This is a genomic window from Pseudomonas sp. LB1P83 (assembly GCF_054897885.1).
Genome location: NZ_CM142709.1, coordinates 6,030,701 through 6,047,301 on the forward strand (window position 1 = coordinate 6,030,701; position 16,601 = coordinate 6,047,301).

The 16,601-nt window shown below is 60.1% G+C and carries 15 protein-coding genes; 6 read left to right on the plus strand and 9 right to left on the minus strand.

The window, feature by feature from the left end; genetic code table 11:
* The first annotated feature begins 159 nt into the window (after positions 1–159).
* Both rep and ACYZTY_RS27765 read left to right on the plus strand, forming a co-directional pair.
* A complete protein-coding gene (gene rep, locus ACYZTY_RS27760) occupies positions 160–2,169 on the plus strand; it encodes a DNA helicase Rep (RefSeq protein ID WP_461956295.1) in 2,010 nt (669 codons plus the stop codon).
* A 69-nt stretch (positions 2,170–2,238) separates the two neighbouring features.
* A complete protein-coding gene (locus ACYZTY_RS27765; RefSeq protein WP_010465159.1) occupies positions 2,239–2,811 on the plus strand; it encodes a xanthine phosphoribosyltransferase in 573 nt (190 codons plus the stop codon).
* 134 nt (positions 2,812–2,945) lie between these two features.
* Here ACYZTY_RS27765 and ACYZTY_RS27770 read toward each other — a convergent pair whose 3' ends face one another.
* The 6 genes from ACYZTY_RS27770 to dadA all read right to left on the minus strand — a co-directional run bounded on the left by ACYZTY_RS27770 (position 2,946) and on the right by dadA (position 9,079).
* On the minus strand, positions 2,946–4,871 hold the full coding sequence (locus ACYZTY_RS27770; RefSeq protein WP_461956296.1) for an acetyl-CoA hydrolase/transferase C-terminal domain-containing protein: 1,926 nt from the start codon (positions 4,869–4,871) through the stop codon (positions 2,946–2,948).
* Positions 4,872–5,007: 136 nt separating this feature from the next.
* Positions 5,008–5,421, minus strand: a complete 414-nt coding sequence (locus ACYZTY_RS27775; protein WP_461959406.1) for a c-type cytochrome — start codon at positions 5,419–5,421, stop codon at positions 5,008–5,010.
* 181 nt (positions 5,422–5,602) lie between these two features.
* Complete coding sequence (locus ACYZTY_RS27780; RefSeq protein WP_007947433.1) at positions 5,603–6,151, minus strand: cupin domain-containing protein; 549 nt, start codon at positions 6,149–6,151, stop codon at positions 5,603–5,605.
* Positions 6,152–6,279: 128 nt separating this feature from the next.
* Positions 6,280–7,353, minus strand: a complete 1,074-nt coding sequence (alr, locus tag ACYZTY_RS27785) for an alanine racemase (protein WP_461956297.1) — start codon at positions 7,351–7,353, stop codon at positions 6,280–6,282.
* Between the two features lie 96 nt (positions 7,354–7,449).
* Positions 7,450–7,803 carry a RidA family protein gene (locus ACYZTY_RS27790; RefSeq protein ID WP_150712922.1) on the minus strand — a complete coding sequence of 118 codons (354 nt, stop codon included), beginning with the start codon at positions 7,801–7,803 and terminating at the stop codon, positions 7,450–7,452.
* On the minus strand, positions 7,775–9,079 hold the full coding sequence (gene dadA, locus ACYZTY_RS27795; RefSeq protein ID WP_461956298.1) for a D-amino acid dehydrogenase: 1,305 nt from the start codon (positions 9,077–9,079) through the stop codon (positions 7,775–7,777). The genes ACYZTY_RS27790 and dadA overlap by 29 nt, the downstream gene beginning before the upstream one ends.
* Before the next feature lie 157 nt (positions 9,080–9,236).
* Between dadA and ACYZTY_RS27800 the strand changes: the two genes are divergently transcribed.
* Positions 9,237–9,725, plus strand: a complete 489-nt coding sequence (locus tag ACYZTY_RS27800; protein WP_010465173.1) for an Lrp/AsnC ligand binding domain-containing protein — start codon at positions 9,237–9,239, stop codon at positions 9,723–9,725.
* A gap of 148 nt (positions 9,726–9,873) precedes the next feature.
* Here the strand turns inward: ACYZTY_RS27800 and ACYZTY_RS27805 are convergent, their stop codons facing one another.
* Positions 9,874–10,227: a YkgJ family cysteine cluster protein gene (locus ACYZTY_RS27805; protein WP_007947437.1), complete on the minus strand. Its 354-nt coding sequence runs from the start codon at positions 10,225–10,227 to the stop codon at positions 9,874–9,876.
* Between the two features lie 147 nt (positions 10,228–10,374).
* On the opposite strand from ACYZTY_RS27805, the gene ACYZTY_RS27810 reads away from it, so the two are divergent.
* Positions 10,375–11,688, plus strand: coding sequence for an NAD(P)/FAD-dependent oxidoreductase (locus ACYZTY_RS27810; protein ID WP_461956299.1), 1,314 nt, complete (start codon positions 10,375–10,377; stop codon positions 11,686–11,688).
* Positions 11,689–11,823: 135 nt separating this feature from the next.
* Here the strand turns inward: ACYZTY_RS27810 and ACYZTY_RS27815 are convergent, their stop codons facing one another.
* Positions 11,824–12,069 (minus strand): DUF1127 domain-containing protein, encoded by a 246-nt coding sequence (locus tag ACYZTY_RS27815; RefSeq protein WP_461956300.1) that lies wholly within the window; start codon positions 12,067–12,069, stop codon positions 11,824–11,826.
* A gap of 179 nt (positions 12,070–12,248) precedes the next feature.
* On the opposite strand from ACYZTY_RS27815, the gene ACYZTY_RS27820 reads away from it, so the two are divergent.
* Both ACYZTY_RS27820 and ACYZTY_RS27825 read left to right on the plus strand, forming a co-directional pair.
* Entirely contained in the window at positions 12,249–13,682 is a 1,434-nt protein-coding gene (locus ACYZTY_RS27820; RefSeq protein ID WP_461956301.1) for an aminotransferase-like domain-containing protein, read from the plus strand.
* A 60-nt stretch (positions 13,683–13,742) separates the two neighbouring features.
* Positions 13,743–15,311 (plus strand): phospholipase D family protein, encoded by a 1,569-nt coding sequence (locus ACYZTY_RS27825; RefSeq protein ID WP_461956302.1) that lies wholly within the window; start codon positions 13,743–13,745, stop codon positions 15,309–15,311.
* Positions 15,312–15,443: 132 nt separating this feature from the next.
* On the opposite strand, the gene ACYZTY_RS27830 is transcribed toward ACYZTY_RS27825, so the two are convergent.
* Positions 15,444–16,589, minus strand: coding sequence for an MFS transporter (locus ACYZTY_RS27830; RefSeq protein WP_461956303.1), 1,146 nt, complete (start codon positions 16,587–16,589; stop codon positions 15,444–15,446).
* Positions 16,590–16,601: the final 12 nt, after the last annotated feature.

Genomic DNA, 16,601 nt, shown 5'->3' on the forward strand with positions numbered 1-16,601 from the left:
AATACGAACATTAGCCGCAAATACACCGAGCATCCTGCTTGAAAGTATCAAAACCGGCAATTAGAGATAGCGTATTGCGTCACAAGTCGGAGAGAGCAGCACAATTCGCTGAGCCTGTTAAAATGCCGGCCCATTTCGCAAATGACTCCCTGATTTCGTATGTCCCGACTCAATCCCCGGCAGCAAGAAGCCGTGAGCTACGTCGGCGGCCCTCTTTTGGTGCTCGCCGGTGCAGGCTCCGGCAAGACCAGCGTGATCACCCGCAAAATTGCGCACCTGATCCAGAACTGCGGCATCCGCGCCCAGTACATCGTCGCCATGACCTTCACCAACAAGGCCGCGCGCGAGATGAAGGAGCGGGTCGGCACCCTGCTCAAGGGCGGCGAAGGCCGCGGCCTGACGGTGTGCACCTTTCACAACCTGGGCTTGAACATCATCCGCAAGGAACATGTTCGCCTGGGCTACAAGCCGGGCTTTTCGATCTTTGACGAAACCGACGTCAAAGCCTTGATGACCGACATCATGCAGAAGGAATACTCGGGCGACGACGGCGTCGACGAGATCAAGAACATGATCGGCTCGTGGAAGAACGACCTGATTCTGCCCGCCGAAGCCCTGGAAAACGCGCGCAACCCCAAGGAACAGACCGCCGCCATCGTCTACACCCACTATCAGCGCACGCTCAAGGCGTTCAACGCGGTGGACTTCGACGACCTGATCCTGCAACCGGTGAAGCTGTTCCAGGAACACCCCGACATTCTCGAAAAGTGGCAGAACAAGGTCCGCTACTTGCTGGTGGACGAATACCAGGACACCAACGCCAGCCAGTATTTGCTGGTGAAGTTGCTGATTGGCACGCGCAACCAGTTCACCGTGGTGGGCGACGATGACCAGTCGATCTACGCCTGGCGCGGCGCCCGTCCGGAAAACCTGATGTTGCTCAAGGACGACTATCCGTCCCTGAAAGTGGTGATGCTGGAGCAAAACTACCGCTCCACCAGCCGAATCCTGCGCTGCGCCAACGTGCTGATCTCGAACAACCCGCACGAATTCGAAAAGCAGCTGTGGAGTGAGATGGGCCACGGCGATGAGATCCGCGTGATCCGCTGCCGCAACGAAGACGCCGAAGCCGAGCGCGTGGCCGTGGAGCTGCTGACCCTGCACTTGCGCACCGACCGGCCCTACAGCGATTTTGCAATCCTGTATCGCGGCAACTACCAGGCCAAGCTGATCGAGCTGAAGCTGCAACACCACCAGATTCCGTATCGCCTGTCCGGCGGCAACAGCTTTTTCGGACGTCAGGAAGTGAAAGACCTGATGGCCTACTTCCGCCTGATCGTGAACCCGGACGACGACAACGCCTTCCTGCGGGTGATCAACGTCCCACGCCGGGAAATCGGTTCGACCACGCTGGAGAAGCTGGGCAACTACGCCACCGAGCGAAAAATCTCGATGTACGCCGCCACCGACGAAATCGGCCTGGGTGAACACCTTGATGCGCGCTTCACTGATCGCCTGTCGCGCTTCAAGCGCTTTATGGACAAGGTGCGCGAGCAGTGCGCCGGCGAAGACCCGATCTCCGCGCTGCGCAGCATGGTCATGGACATCGACTACGAGAACTGGCTGCGCACTAACAGCTCCAGCGACAAGGCTGCCGATTACCGCATGGGTAACGTGTGGTTCCTGATCGAGGCGTTGAAGAACACGCTGGAGAAAGACGAAGAAGGCGAGATGACCGTCGAAGACGCCATCGGCAAACTCGTCCTGCGTGACATGCTGGAACGTCAGCAGGAAGAGGAAGACGGCGCCGAAGGTGTGCAGATGATGACCTTGCACGCCTCCAAGGGTCTGGAATTCCCTTACGTGTTCATCATGGGCATGGAAGAGGAAATTCTCCCGCACCGCTCCAGCATCGAAGCCGACACCATCGAAGAAGAACGCCGCCTGGCCTACGTGGGCATCACCCGCGCCCGTCAGACGCTGGCTTTCACCTTCGCCGCCAAGCGCAAGCAATACGGCGAGATCATCGATTGCGCGCCGAGCCGCTTCCTCGATGAACTGCCGCCGGACGATTTGGCGTGGGAAGGCAACGACGACACGCCGGTCGAAGTCAAAGCCGTTCGCGGCAATACCGCATTGGCCGATATACGGGCGATGTTAAAGCGCTAGAATTGCCTACTTTTTAACCAGACATTTTTTACAAGCTAGGCGCACCCGGCGCCAGTAGAGGAACGCTTCATGGAAGCACTGCACCAGAAAATTCGCGAACAAGGCATCGTGCTTTCCGATCAGGTCCTGAAGGTCGACGCCTTTTTGAACCACCAGATCGACCCGGCCCTGATGAAGCTGATCGGCGACGAGTTCGCTGCGCTGTTCAAGGACTCGGGCATCACCAAGATCGTCACCATCGAAGCCTCGGGCATCGCCCCGGCGATCATGACCGGCCTGAACCTCGGCGTACCGGTGATTTTTGCCCGCAAGCATCAGTCCCTGACCCTGACCGAAAACCTGCTGTCGGCGACCGTTTACTCGTTCACCAAGCAGACCGAAAGCACCGTGGCGATCTCCCCGCGCCACCTGACCAGCAGCGACCGCGTGCTGATCATCGATGACTTTCTGGCCAACGGTAAGGCGTCCCAGGCGCTGATCTCGATCATCAAGCAGGCCGGCGCGACCGTGGCGGGCTTGGGTATCGTGATCGAGAAGTCGTTCCAGGGTGGTCGTGCGGAGCTTGATGCGCAGGGTTATCGGGTTGAGTCGTTGGCTCGTGTTCAGTCCCTGGCCGGCGGCGTCGTGACCTTCATCGAATAAGGGTGATGCGGTTTTCTGATGGATCGCGTCATCGTTCTTCGCGGGCAAGCCTCGCTCCTACAGGGTTTATGTCGACCACATAATTTGGCACGACATTTAACCTGTAGGAGCGAGGCTTGCCCGCGAAGGCATCCTCACTGCAGCGCGGTGGCCTTGAGGCCGGTGAGCAACAACCGCTGAAACAAGTCCTCCTTCAAACCCTCAGGGTCGGTCAGCTGCATCCGCTCCAGATGCTCGGGAAACGCCGACGCCTCAGGCGCATCCAGCGCAGCCTTGCCCAGCTCCAGAATCTCGCTCAACTTGAACTTGCTCTTCAGCCAGTTCAGCGCCCGCAACAGATCCTTCTCCTCAGCCGTGAAATCACACCCCAGCGGATATTCCGGAAACAAATTCGCATGCCGCGACTGAATCGCCTGCAAGCGTTCCGGGCTGTTGTCGGCAAAACGCGGATCGATGCGGAAACTCTTCGGCAACTTGCCAACGTTTTGCGCCTGCTCGATCAACCCCGACTGGAAACGTGAGTCGCTGATATTCAGCAACGCCTCGATCACCGCTGCGTCGGTCTTGCCGCGCAGATCAGCGATGCCGTATTCGGTGACCACGATATCCCGCAGATGCCGCGGAATTGTGCAGTGGCCGTATTCCCAGACGATGTTCGAACTGACCTCACCGCCCGCCTCGCGCCAGCTGCGCAGGAGCAGCACCGAACGCGCGCCTTCCAGCGCATGGCCTTGGGCGACGAAGTTGTATTGTCCGCCGACACCGCTGAGTACTCGCCCGCTTTCGAGCTGATCGGCCACGCCTGCACCGAGCAGGGTCATGGTGAACACGGTGTTGATGAAGCGCGCATCCAGGCGCTGCAAGCGTTTGAGTTCTTCCTGACCGTAGAGCTCGTTGATGTAGCTGATGCGGGTCATGTTGAATTCGAGCCGCTTGCTTTGCGGCAACTCGCGCAGGCGCTCGTAGAAACTGCGCGGCCCAAGGAAGAAACCGCCATGGACGCTGATGCCGTCGGTTTGCGCGGCCTCGTCCAATGTGCCGGCATTCGCCTGTTGCTGGGTCGGCACGTCCGGGTAGACCTTGCGCCGAATGATCCCGGCGTCGGCCAGCACCAGCAAGCCGTTGACGAACATTTCGCTGCAACCGTAAAGGCCCTTGGCGAATGGATCGATGCCGCCTTCGCGCTCGATCAACTGCGCCCATTGGCTGAGATTGATATCCGCCAGCAACGCTTTGTAACCGTCATTGTCGGCCTGGCGCGCCAACAACGCAGCGGTCAGGGCATCGCCCATTGCACCGATGCCGATCTGCAAGGTGCCACCGTCACGCACCAGCGTACTGGCGTGCAGGCCGATGAAGTGATCCTGGAAACCCACGGGCATGTTCGGCGTGGAGAACAACGTGGTGTTGTCCTTCTCGTCGATCAGCAGGTCGAAGGCGTCGATGCCGATTTCGGCGTCACCGGGCATGTAGGGCAGGTCGTTGTGAACCTGGCCCACCAACAGGATCGTCTCCCCCGCTTCCCGGCGCTTGGCGATCATCGGAAACAGGTCGAGGGTGATGTCCGGGTTGCAGCTCAGGCTGAGGCGATCGGGATGCTCGGAATGGCTGGCCACCAGCTGCGCGACCAGGTTCAAACCGGCCGCGTTGATGTCTCGCGCAGCGTGGCTGTAGTTGCTGCTGACGTAATCCTGCTGGGCCGATGCGCTATGGAGCAGGCTGCCGGGCTGCATGAAGAATTGCTGGACATGGATATTGGCCGGCAGGCTGTCTTTGTGAAGGCCGGCGAGGAAGTCCAGTTCCGGATAATCGCCGAACACTCGCTCGATGAAGGGTTCGAGAAAGCGCTTTTGCAAACCGTCGCCCAATGAAGGACGGCCCAGGCACAGGGCGGTGTAGATCGTCAGCTGCCGTTCGGGCAGTTGCGCGACACGTTGAAACAGCGCGTTGACGAAGTGGTTGGGTTTGCCCAGACCGAGGGGCAAGCCCATGTGAATATGCGCCGGCAATCGTGCCAACACATCATCGACCGCCTGCTCGATAGAACACAGCTGCACCATCTGATCCTCCCTTACATTCCGTGAATTGGGGTTGGACCGAGCTTGCCGGGCCTTTGCTGCAAAGAATAGTCCCCGAACACAAATCGCAGGCACAAAAAAGCCGCTCGTGAGCGGCTTTTTCGCTGGAGATGAACGCTTATTTCAAGCCAGACATCTTCTGGATGGCGCCTTTGAGATCAGCGTCTGTGCAATCGGCGCAGGTGCCTTTAGGGGGCATCGCGTTGACGCCGGAGATCGCCTTCGCCAGCAAGCCGTCAAGGCCGCCTTCTTTCTTGGCGCGGTCGCCCCAAGCTGCGGCATCACCGATTTTTGGCGAGTTCAGCAGGCCTGTACCGTGGCAAGCGTTACAATGTTTTGCAATCACTGAGTCAGGGGTTTTGGCATCACCGCCGCCCGCCGAAGCAGCGACTTCCATCCCCTTGCACTCTTTACCCTGAACACAGACTTGGCCGACTGGCTCAAGGCGTTTGGCAATATCGTCGTTCGTCGCAGCTTGAGCGCTGACAGCCCATAGGGCCAGTACGGTTGCTGGTGCAGCCAGCATTTTCATAATTAGGTTCACGCGTTCACCCTCAATGGTGGCTAGTCACGCCCACGGCCACGGTTCGCAGGCGGGCGCAAGTATAACGGTAAGCCCGCCGCACTGAAACAACCCCAAAGTCGAAGGGGTCTTATGCGTGGCGGAAAAACAACTTGGGCACCTCCGCAATGCTGGCGGGACGCCTCTTTTCTTAGAAATTCGCTGGAGTAGCTGCGCTGATTAGTCGCGCCGGCGCATCGAACGGATTACGGAAACGGTGTGGCTTAGTACTTTCAAAGTAGTAGCTGTCGCCGGCTTCGAGCACAAAAGTTTCGAGTCCGACTACCAGTTCCAGTCGGCCTTCTACCAAAATGCCGGTTTCCTCGCCCTCATGGGTGAGCATCTCGTCACCGGTATCGGCGCCAGGCGGGTAGATTTCATTGAGGAACGCGATAGCCCGGCTCGGATGCGCCCGACCAACCAGCTTCATAGTCACTGCGCCATCGGAAATATCGATCAGTTCGTTAGCCTTGTAGACGATCTGAGTCGGTTTTTCCTGCAGGATCTCCTCGGAAAAGAACTCGACCATGGACATGGGAATCCCGCCCAAAACCTTGCGCAGCGAGCTGATCGAGGGACTGACGCTGTTCTTCTCGATCATGGAAATAGTGCTGTTGGTGACGCCCGCGCGTTTGGCGAGCTCACGCTGCGAAAGACCTTTGAGCTTTCGGATGGATTGCAGTCGTTCACCGACGTCCAATGCTGGAGCCTCCAGGGATTCAAGTAGTAGAAATATTGAGCGTTATCATGGCGACAGCGTTCAGTATTTACAACACTTTGGCCTGAATCCTGTTCAGCGAGGCGACTTCCGGCACGGACTGCTGACCGCTAACCCTCGGAATAGAGCTTTGGCACGCGGCGCAGGTTGCAGAAGATCTGATAGGGAATCGTGTCAGCGGCGGCAGCCACCTCGCTGGCGAGGATGTTTTTGCCCCACAACTCCACGGTCGAACCCAGGCCGGCTTGCGGCACATCGGTCAGATCGATGCAGAGCATGTCCATCGACACCCGGCCGATCAACTGGCTGCGCTGTCCGGCGACCATCACCGGCGTGCCCGTCGGTGCGTGACGCGGGTAACCATCGGCATACCCCATGGCCACCACGCCTACGCGCATTGGCTTGGGGGTGATGAATTTGGCGCCGTAACCAATCGGCTCGCCGGCCGGCAGTTCACGCACGCAAATCACTTTCGATTCCAGGGTCATCACCGGTTGCAGACGAGAGGCCACGGCGTTGGCTTCTTCAAACGGCGTCGCGCCGTAGAGCATGATGCCCGGGCGCACCCAGTCACTCGGGATCTGCGGCCAACCCAGCACCGCCGGCGAGTTGCGCAGGCTGACCTCGGCGGACAACCCCTGACGTGCCGCTTCAAACACGGCGACCTGTTCGGCACTGGCCTGCTCGTGCAGCTCATCGGCGCGGGCAAAGTGGCTCATCAAGACAATCTTCGCCACCTTGCCGCTGGCCAGCAGCCGCTGATAACCCGCCTGATAATCCTTTGGATGCAAGCCAACCCGGTGCATGCCCGAATCGAGTTTGAGCCAGACCGTGATCGGCTTGCTCAACGCGGCGTTCTCGATAGCTTCAAGCTGCCACAACGAATGCACCACGCACCAGAAATCATGCTCGACGATCAGCGACAGTTCATCGGCTTCGAAAAAACCTTCCAGCAACAACACCGGTGCCCGAATGCCCGCGGAGCGCAGCTCCAACGCTTCTTCGATACAGGCCACGGCAAACCCGTCCGCATCGGCTTCCAGCGCCTGGGCGCAACGCACCGCGCCATGGCCGTAGGCATCGGCCTTGATCACAGCGAGGGCCTTGGCCCCAGTGAGTTCACGGGCAATCTGGAAGTTATGGCGCAGGGCTTGAAGGTCGATCAGGGCACGGGCTGGACGCATGGCGGCAGGCTTCTAGGCGGTCATGGGAATAAAAACCGGCGCTGGCTGACGGCGTAAACCGCCAACAGCACCGGGAGAGGGATCTTTCTGACAGGCTTACGGCAGAGCGGCCACAACCGACAGCTCAACCAGGATTTGCGGTTCGCACAGCTTCGACTCAACCGTCGCGCGGGCCGGGGCCACACCTTTTGGCAGCCACTTGTCCCATACCGCGTTCATGCCTTCAAAATGCGCATCGATGTCTTTCAGGTAAATCGTCACCGACAGCAAACGGCTCTTGTCGGTGCCTGCCAGATCGAGCAAACGCTCGATGTTGGCCAGGGTTTCACGGGTCTGCTGTTCAATCCCGGCACTCATGTCGTCGCCGACTTGCCCTGCCAGATAAACGGTGCCGCTGTGGACAACGATCTGGCTCATGCGCTCATTGGTGAGCTGGCGCTGGATTGACATGTTTTGCGGACTCCTGAAGTTTGGTGCCGTAACGGGAAATATCGAGGCCTTCGGCGCTGATCTGCGGCGATTTCTTCGCCATCAGGTCGGCCAGCAAACGGCCGGAGCCGCACGCCATGGTCCAGCCGAGTGTGCCGTGGCCGGTGTTCAGGAACAGGTTGCTGAACGGCGTGGCGCCAACGATTGGCGTGCCGTCCGGGGTGGTCGGACGCAGACCGGTCCAGAAACTCGCCTGGGCCAGATCACCGCCCTGAGGATAAAGGTCGTTGACGATCATCTCCAGGGTTTCGCGCCGACGCGGGTTCAGCGACAGGTCAAAACCGGCTATCTCAGCCATGCCGCCAACGCGAATACGGTTGTCGAAACGGGTGATCGCGACCTTGTAGGTCTCGTCGAGAATGGTCGACGTCGGGGCCATTGCCGGGTTGGTGATCGGCACGGTCAACGAGTAACCCTTGAGCGGATACACCGGGGCCTTGATGCCCAGCGGCTTGAGCAATTGCGGAGAATAGCTGCCGAGGGCCAGGACGTAGCGGTCAGCCGTTTCCAGCTTGCCGTCGATCCACACACCGTTGATACGATCACCGGCGTAGTCGAGCTTCTGAATGTCCTGACCGAAGCGGAATTCCACGCCCAGTTTCACGGCCATTTCGGCCAGTCGAACGGTGAACATCTGGCAGTCGCCGGTCTGGTCGTTCGGCAGGCGTAGGGCACCGGCGAGGATGTCGGTGACGCCGGCCAGCGCCGGTTCAACCCGTGCAATGCCAGCGCGGTCGAGCAGTTCGAACGGCACGCCGGACTCTTTCAAAACGGCGATATCTTTCGCGGCGTTGTCGAGCTGAGCCTGGGTGCGGAACAGTTGAGTCGTACCGAGGCTGCGGCCTTCGTAGGCAATGCCGGTTTCAGCGCGCAATTCGTCGAGGCAGTCGCGGCTGTACTCGGACAGACGGACCATGCGCTCTTTGTTCACCGCGTAACGGCTGGCGGTGCAGTTGCGCAGCATCTGCGCCATCCACAGGTATTGGTCGATGTCGGCGGTGGCTTTGATCGCCAGCGGCGCGTGGCGCTGCAGCAGCCACTTAATGGCCTTGAGCGGCACGCCCGGTGCGGCCCACGGCGAGGCATAACCCGGCGATACCTGCCCGGCGTTGGCGAAACTGGTCTCCATGGCAGCAGCCGGCTGACGGTCTACCACCACCACTTCGAACCCGGCACGCGCCAGATAGTAAGCACTGGTGGTACCGATGACGCCGCTACCCAAGACCATAACGCGCATTTTCATATCCCTCATCGCGGCTCGCCGCTGACGTTCGTAGTTGTAGAGCATTGATGTGCGCAGTGTAAAAAAGATCAGGCAGTGCATTTCACTATATAACTGCCTATATTTGGCGAGAATTCTCGGCAAAAACCCTTTTCACGGAGGCGCATCCCCTATGCGTACCAACACTCAAACCAAACGTGAGCTGGACAAGATCGACCGCAACATCTTGCGGATCCTGCAAGCGGACGGGCGCATCTCCTTCACCGAACTGGGGGAAAAAGTCGGGCTCTCGACCACGCCGTGTACCGAGCGGGTCCGGCGGCTGGAGCGCGAAGGGATCATCATGGGCTACAACGCCCGGCTCAATCCGCAGCACCTCAAGGGTAGTCTCCTGGTGTTCGTCGAGATCAGCCTCGACTACAAATCCGGCGATACTTTCGAAGAGTTCCGACGTGCAGTGCTGAAACTTCCGCACGTGCTGGAGTGCCATTTGGTGTCAGGGGATTTCGACTACCTGGTGAAGGCGCGGATCTCCGAGATGGCTTCGTATCGCAAATTGCTGGGCGACATCCTGCTCAAGCTGCCGCATGTGCGCGAATCCAAGAGCTATATCGTGATGGAAGAGGTGAAAGAGAGCTTGTGCCTGCCGATTCCGGACTGAGGCTTTTGCGGTGCCTGTTCAGACCCCATCGCCAGCAGGCTAGCTCCCACAGTTGATCTTCAGCGGACACACATTCTGTGCATGACACAGATCCAGTGTAGGAGTGAGCGTGCTCGCGATTGAGGCGACTCGGTTTACTTAAGGGAACTCAAACAAGTACCTGCCGGGTCGACGCCATGTACTCATGAATCTGCTTCTCCACCCGCGGATGAATCAGCTCCACCGGCCCCCGCCCATTCGGACACGGCAAGGTCTTGGTGGTACCAAACAACCGGCAGATCAGCGGCCGCTCGTCATACACCGTGCAACCGTTCGGCCCCAGGTGCACGCAGTTGAGTTCATCCATCGCCGCATCCTGCTCGGCGCGGGTCTTGCGCGGCAGGCGGGACATTTCTTCCGGCGAGGTGGTCACCGGTCCACAGCAGTCATGGCAGCCGGGCACGCACTCGAACGAGGGGATCTGCTGGCGCAGCGTGCGAATTTTCTGGCTGTTGCAACTCATCGAAGCGGTGACCCAAAGCGGAATAGAGCGCGATTCTGACGCAAAAGCCGCGATCCAGACAGCTACAACCGACCAGTGTTGCCCGTGCCGAAAGGTCCGGCTTATGCTCCGTCAAATTTTCTAAACACACGAATCAGGAACACGCACATGAATCCCCGTGCTCAGCAACCTGTCCCGAACCACCAGCACGCCGCTTCTTACTACGCCGCCAGTAGCCTGCCGCAACCTGATCATCCGGTGCTGCAGGGCGACCTGGTAGCGGACGTGTGCGTGGTCGGCGGCGGGTTTTCCGGGCTGAGCACGGCGCTCGAACTGGCCGAACGTGGGTTCAGTGTGGTGTTGCTGGAAGCGCACAAGATCGGCTGGGGCGCCAGCGGACGTAATGGCGGGCAGTTGATTCGTGGCGTCGGCCATGGCCTCGATCAGTTCACCAACGTGGTCGGTGCGGACGGCGTGCGCCAGATGAAACTCATGGGCCTGGAAGCGGTGGAAATCGTGCGCCAGCGCGTCGAGCGCTTTCAAATCCCTTGTGACCTGACCTGGGGTTACTGCGATCTGGCGAACAAGCCCCGCGACCTTGAAGGGTTCGCTGAAGACGCCGAAGAGCTTCGCAGCCTCGGCTACCGCTACGAAACCCGGCTGCTGCAAGCCAGTGAAATGCACTCGGTGGTGGGGTCGGACCGCTACGTCGGAGGCCTGATCGACATGGGCTCGGGCCATCTCCACCCGCTTAACCTGGCGCTGGGCGAAGCCGCCGCTGCGCAGCAGCTGGGCGCGAAGCTGTTCGAACAATCGGCGGTGACCCGCATCGATTACGGCCCCGAGGTCAAGGTCCATACCGCCCAAGGTTCGGTTCGCGCCAAGACACTGGTACTGGGCTGCAACGCCTACCTCAACGAACTTAATCCCGAGCTCAGCGGCAAAGTGCTGCCCGCCGGCAGCTACATCATTGCCACCGAGCCATTGAGCGAAGAATTGGCGCACTCACTCCTGCCGCAGAACATGGCGGTCTGCGATCAACGGGTGGCCCTGGATTACTACCGACTCTCGGCAGATCGACGCTTGCTGTTTGGCGGTGCCTGCCACTATTCAGGCCACGATCCGAAGGACATCGGCGCGTACATGCGGCCGAAGATGCTGGAAGTCTTCCCGCAACTGGGTGGGGTGAAGATCGACTATCAATGGGGCGGGATGATCGGCATCGGCGCCAACCGCCTGCCGCAGATCGGCCGGCTCAAGGATCAGCCGAATGTGTATTACGCCCAGGCGTATTCCGGGCATGGGGTGAATGCCACGCATTTGGCGGGCAAGTTGTTGGCTGAGGCTATCAGTGGTCAGCAGAGTGGAGGGTTCGATCTGTTTGCCAAGGTGCCGCATATCACCTTCCCGGGCGGGAAGCATTTGCGCTCGCCGTTGTTGGCGTTGGGGATGTTGTGGCATCGGCTTAAAGAGTTGGTCTGAGGAAGTTGTAGCGTTCTTGCGGACGCCTTCGCGGGCAAGCCTCGCTCCTACAGGTGAGTGTCGGTCGGAAGATCAACGCTAACCCTGTAGGAGCGAGGCTTGCCCGCGAAGAGGCCCGCAAGAACACCGCAAGACTCAGATCCGCCAGAAAGGCTTAAGCCCCTCCTCCCGCGCCTGCTCCCGACTCAATCCGATATCCCTGAGCTGCTCCGGCGTGAGCTCCAGCAACGCCTTGCGCGTGTGCAGACGATGCCAGAACAGGCCCCAGCGACTCAGGCCGGACGGTGCGTTGCGCATCACTGCCTCGCGTGCACCGTTTTTTTGCCCTGCCGCCAGTTCCTGACTGTGTATCGTCAGCCGCACATCGCTCAAGCCGTTCATTTTGATTGCTCCTGTTTACTTGGGTAGCCAGAGCTTTCATGATGCGCGGACGGCAAAAAGCAATACAGATCCAACAAACCTGTATTAACTCCATACAGATTTACCGATTTAGCGTCTGAATCCTATATTTTTTCCCGATCTGTATTGGTTAACCGAATCACCCATACCGAGACTGCACCATGACCCTTTACGTCAATCTCGCCGAATTGCTCGGCACGCGTATCGAACAGGGCTTCTATCGCCCCGGTGACCGGCTGCCCTCGGTGCGGGCGTTGAGTGTCGAGCACGGGGTCAGCCTGAGCACGGTGCAGCAGGCCTATCGCGTGCTGGAAGACAGCGGGCTGGCGACTCCCAAACCCAAGTCCGGCTACTTCGTACCGGTGGGTCGCGAACTGCCGGAGCTGCCGGCCATTGGCCGCCCGGCCCAGCGCCCGGTGGATATTTCGCAGTGGGATCAGGTGCTGGAACTGATCCGCGCCGTCCCCCGCAAGGACGTTGTGCAACTCGGTCGCGGCATGCCGGACATCACCACGCCGACCATGAAACCGCTGCTGCGCAACCTGGCGCGAATCAGCCGTCGACAGGACATGCCCGGCCTGTATTACGACAACATCTACGGCACCCTCGAACTGCGCGAACAGATCGCCCGCCTGATGCTTGATTCCGGTTGCCAATTGACGGCCCACGACCTGGTGGTGACCACCGGTTGCCACGAAGCGCTGTCCACCAGCATCCGCGCCATCTGCGAGCCGGGGGATATTGTGGCGGTGGACTCGCCAAGCTTTCACGGCGCCATGCAGACCCTCAAGGGCCTGGGCATGAAAGCCCTGGAAATCCCTACCGACCCGATCACCGGGATCAGCCTCGATGCGCTCGAACTGGCGCTGGAGCAGTGGCCAATCAAGGCCATACAGTTGACCCCCAACTGCAACAACCCGCTGGGCTACATCATGCCGGAGTCGCGCAAACGCGCGTTGTTGCTGCTCGCACAGCGTTTCGACGTGGCGATTATCGAAGACGATGTGTATGGCGAACTTTCCTACAGCTACCCGCGCCCACGCACGATCAAATCCTTCGACGAAGACGGCCGCGTCCTGCTCTGCAGTTCCTTTTCCAAGACCCTCGCGCCCGGACTGCGCATTGGTTGGGTAGCACCGGGCCGCTATCTGGAGCGAGTGCTGCACATGAAATACATCAGCACCGGCTCCACGGCGCCACAACCGCAGATTGCGATTGCCGAGTTTCTCAAGGCTGGGCATTTCGAACCGCATTTGCGGCGGATGCGCACGCAATACCAACGCAATCGCGACATGATGATCGATTGGGTCACCCGCTACTTCCCCGCTGGCACCCGCGCCAGTCGCCCGCAAGGCAGCTTCATGTTGTGGGTCGAGTTGCCGGACGGCTTCGACACCCTGAAACTGAATCGCGCCCTGCACGATCAAGGCGTACAGATTGCCGTCGGCAGCATCTTTTCCGCCTCGGGCAAGTACCGCAATTGCTTGCGGATGAACTACGCTGCCAAGCCAACACCGCTGATTGAAGAGGCGGTGCGCAAGGTCGGCGCCGCGGCGATCAAACTGCTGGCGGAAACGGATCGCATCACCGACTGACCTTTCTCAGGAAACCAGCGTCCATATGTCGACATTTGCCGCCAATCGGAACGATCCCACATGAGAGTCAGACAGCCCCTGCTCGCTCTTCTGTTACTTGCCTCGTTCCTGGGCGGTTGCGCCAGCTTCGACGTTCAACGCGAACCGAGCCAGACCCTGCCCGCCAGCGATTCGGCATTCGGTCGTTCAATCCAGGCCCAGGCCGCGCCCCATGAGGGCAAGTCCGGCTTCCGTTTGCTGTCCAATAGCAGCGAAGCCTTCATGGCCCGTGCCGAGCTGATCCGCAACGCCCAAAGCAGCCTCGACTTGCAGTACTACATCGTGCATGACGGCATCAGCACGCGGATGCTGGTGGACGAGTTGCTCAAGGCAGCAGACCGCGGCGTGCGGGTGAGAATCCTGCTCGATGACACCACCAGCGATGGCCTGGACTGGATCATCGCGACCCTCGCCGCGCACCCGCAGATTCAGATCCGTCTGTTCAACCCGCTGCACCTGGGCCGCAGCACCGGTGTGACGCGTACCATGGGCCGGTTGTTCAACCTGTCGCTACAACACCGGCGCATGCACAACAAATTGTGGCTGGCGGACAACAGCGCCGCCATCGTCGGTGGCCGCAATCTGGGGGACGAATACTTCGATGTCGAGCCCAACCTGAATTTCACCGACATCGACATGCTCGGCGTCGGGCCGGTGGCCGAGCAACTTGGCCACAGTTTCGACCAGTACTGGAACAGCGCACTGAGCAAACCGATCGACGAATTCCTGTCGAGCAAACCAACGCAAAAAGACCTGCAAAATACCCGCACGCGCCTGGAAGAATCGCTGGAAGAAACGCGCAAGCAGAATCACGCGCTGTATCAGCAACTGATGACTTACACCACACAGCCACGCATGGACATCTGGCGCCGGGAGTTGATCTGGGCGTGGAACCAGGCGTTGTGGGACGCACCGAGCAAGGTCCTGTCAGACGGTGAGCCCGACCCGCATTTGCTGCTGACCACGCAACTGGCGCCCGAGCTGACAGGCGTCAGCAAAGAACTGATCATGATCTCGGCTTACTTCGTACCGGGGCAACCCGGGCTGGTGTATCTCACAGGCCGGGCCGATGCCGGGGTGTCGGTGCACTTGTTGACCAACTCCCTGGAAGCCACGGACGTGCCGGCCGTGCACGGCGGTTATGCGCCTTATCGTCGGGCGCTGCTGGAGCATGGTGTGAAGTTGTACGAATTGCGCCGCCAACCCGGCGAAGGTGGCGGCAGCGGGCCGCATATTTTCTACGGCAAATCCTACCGGGGTTCCGATTCCAGCCTGCACAGCAAGGCGATGATCTTCGACCAGCAAAAATCCTTCATCGGCTCATTCAACTTCGACCCGCGCTCGGTGCTGTGGAACACCGAAGTCGGTGTGTTGGTGGACAGCCCCGAGCTCGCCGTCTATGTGCGCAAAGCGGCCATGGAAGGTATGGCGCCGCCCCTGAGTTATCAGGTGAAACTGGAAAACGACCGGATCGTCTGGGAGACGGAGGACGACGGCAAAATGCACGTGCTGACCAAGGAACCGGGAAGCTTGTGGCGCCGGTTCAATGCGTGGATGAGCACCGCCGTGGGACTAGAGAAGATGCTGTAACAGACAACAAACATCCCTGTAGGAGTGAGCCTGCTCGCGAAGGCGTCGTGCCAGTCACCACAGGTGCTGAATGACTCCCCGCTATCGCGAGCAGGCTCACTCCTACAGGGAAATTTGGTTGGCATTTCGGCGTCAGGCAGGCTCGGCAACCGTGCCAAACGCGCCTTGGCGCCTCAGCAAAACCACCAACCCGAACGCCCCCGCCGCCATCAACAACGGCAACGCATGCCCGCTGATCCACTGGCTGCCGGCACCGGCGGCCAACGGTCCGATCAGGCAACCAATGCCCCACAGCTGCGCAATATGCGCATTGGCTCGCACCAGTGCATCGTCGCGATACCGTTCGCCGATCAGGATCAGCGACAAAGTGAATAATCCCCCGGCGCTGGCGCCAAACAGCACCCACAACGGCCAGATCAGCAGCGTGTCGATCAGCATAGGGATCGCCAGGCTCGAGAGCATCAACACCACAGCACAGCCGGTGAACAACGTGCGTCGCGACAGGTAGTCCGCCAGCGCACCAATCGGCAATTGCAGCAAGGCATCGCCGACCACCACGGTGCTGACCATCGCCAGGGCGATTTCCGTGGTGAAACCCTGGCGCAGGCAATAGACCGGCAGCAGGGTCAGGATCATCGCCTCGAACGCCGCGAACAGCGCCACGCCCCAGGCAATCGCCGGCAGCCCTCGACAGAAACCCCACAAGTCGCTGAAGGTCACGCTGCAGGCTTCGCTGGTCGGCGCGCCGCTGCGGCCCAGCAGCAGGAACGGCGCCGTCGTGAGCAAACCGACGCCGACCCAGAATCCGTAATCGTGTTCGGTGCCCAGAACGCCCAGCAGCAACGGCCCGGCCAACTGACTCAGCGCATAGCTGCTGCCATACAGCGCCACCAATCGCCCGCGCCATTGTTCGACCACCAGTTGATTGATCCAGCTTTCGCCGAGGATGAAGACCAGGGTCAGGATCACCCCGATCATCAGCCGCAACACCAACCAGACCGGATAACTTGGCAACAGCGCCAGCAAGCCGATGGACACCGCCCCGGCCCACAGACACAGGCGCATCAGATTGGCCGTACCAAGCCGCGAGGCCAGATGGCTGGAGATCTTCGCCCCCAGCAGCACGCCAATGGCCGGCATCGCCGCCATTACGCCGATAGCGAATGAGCCGTAGCCCCAGCTCTCCAGGCGAAACGACACCAGCGGCATGCTGACACCCAGGGCCAGGCCGACACTCAAGACAGACGCCAACACGGCGAAGTAAGTCGCCCAACGCATGTTCCACGCTCC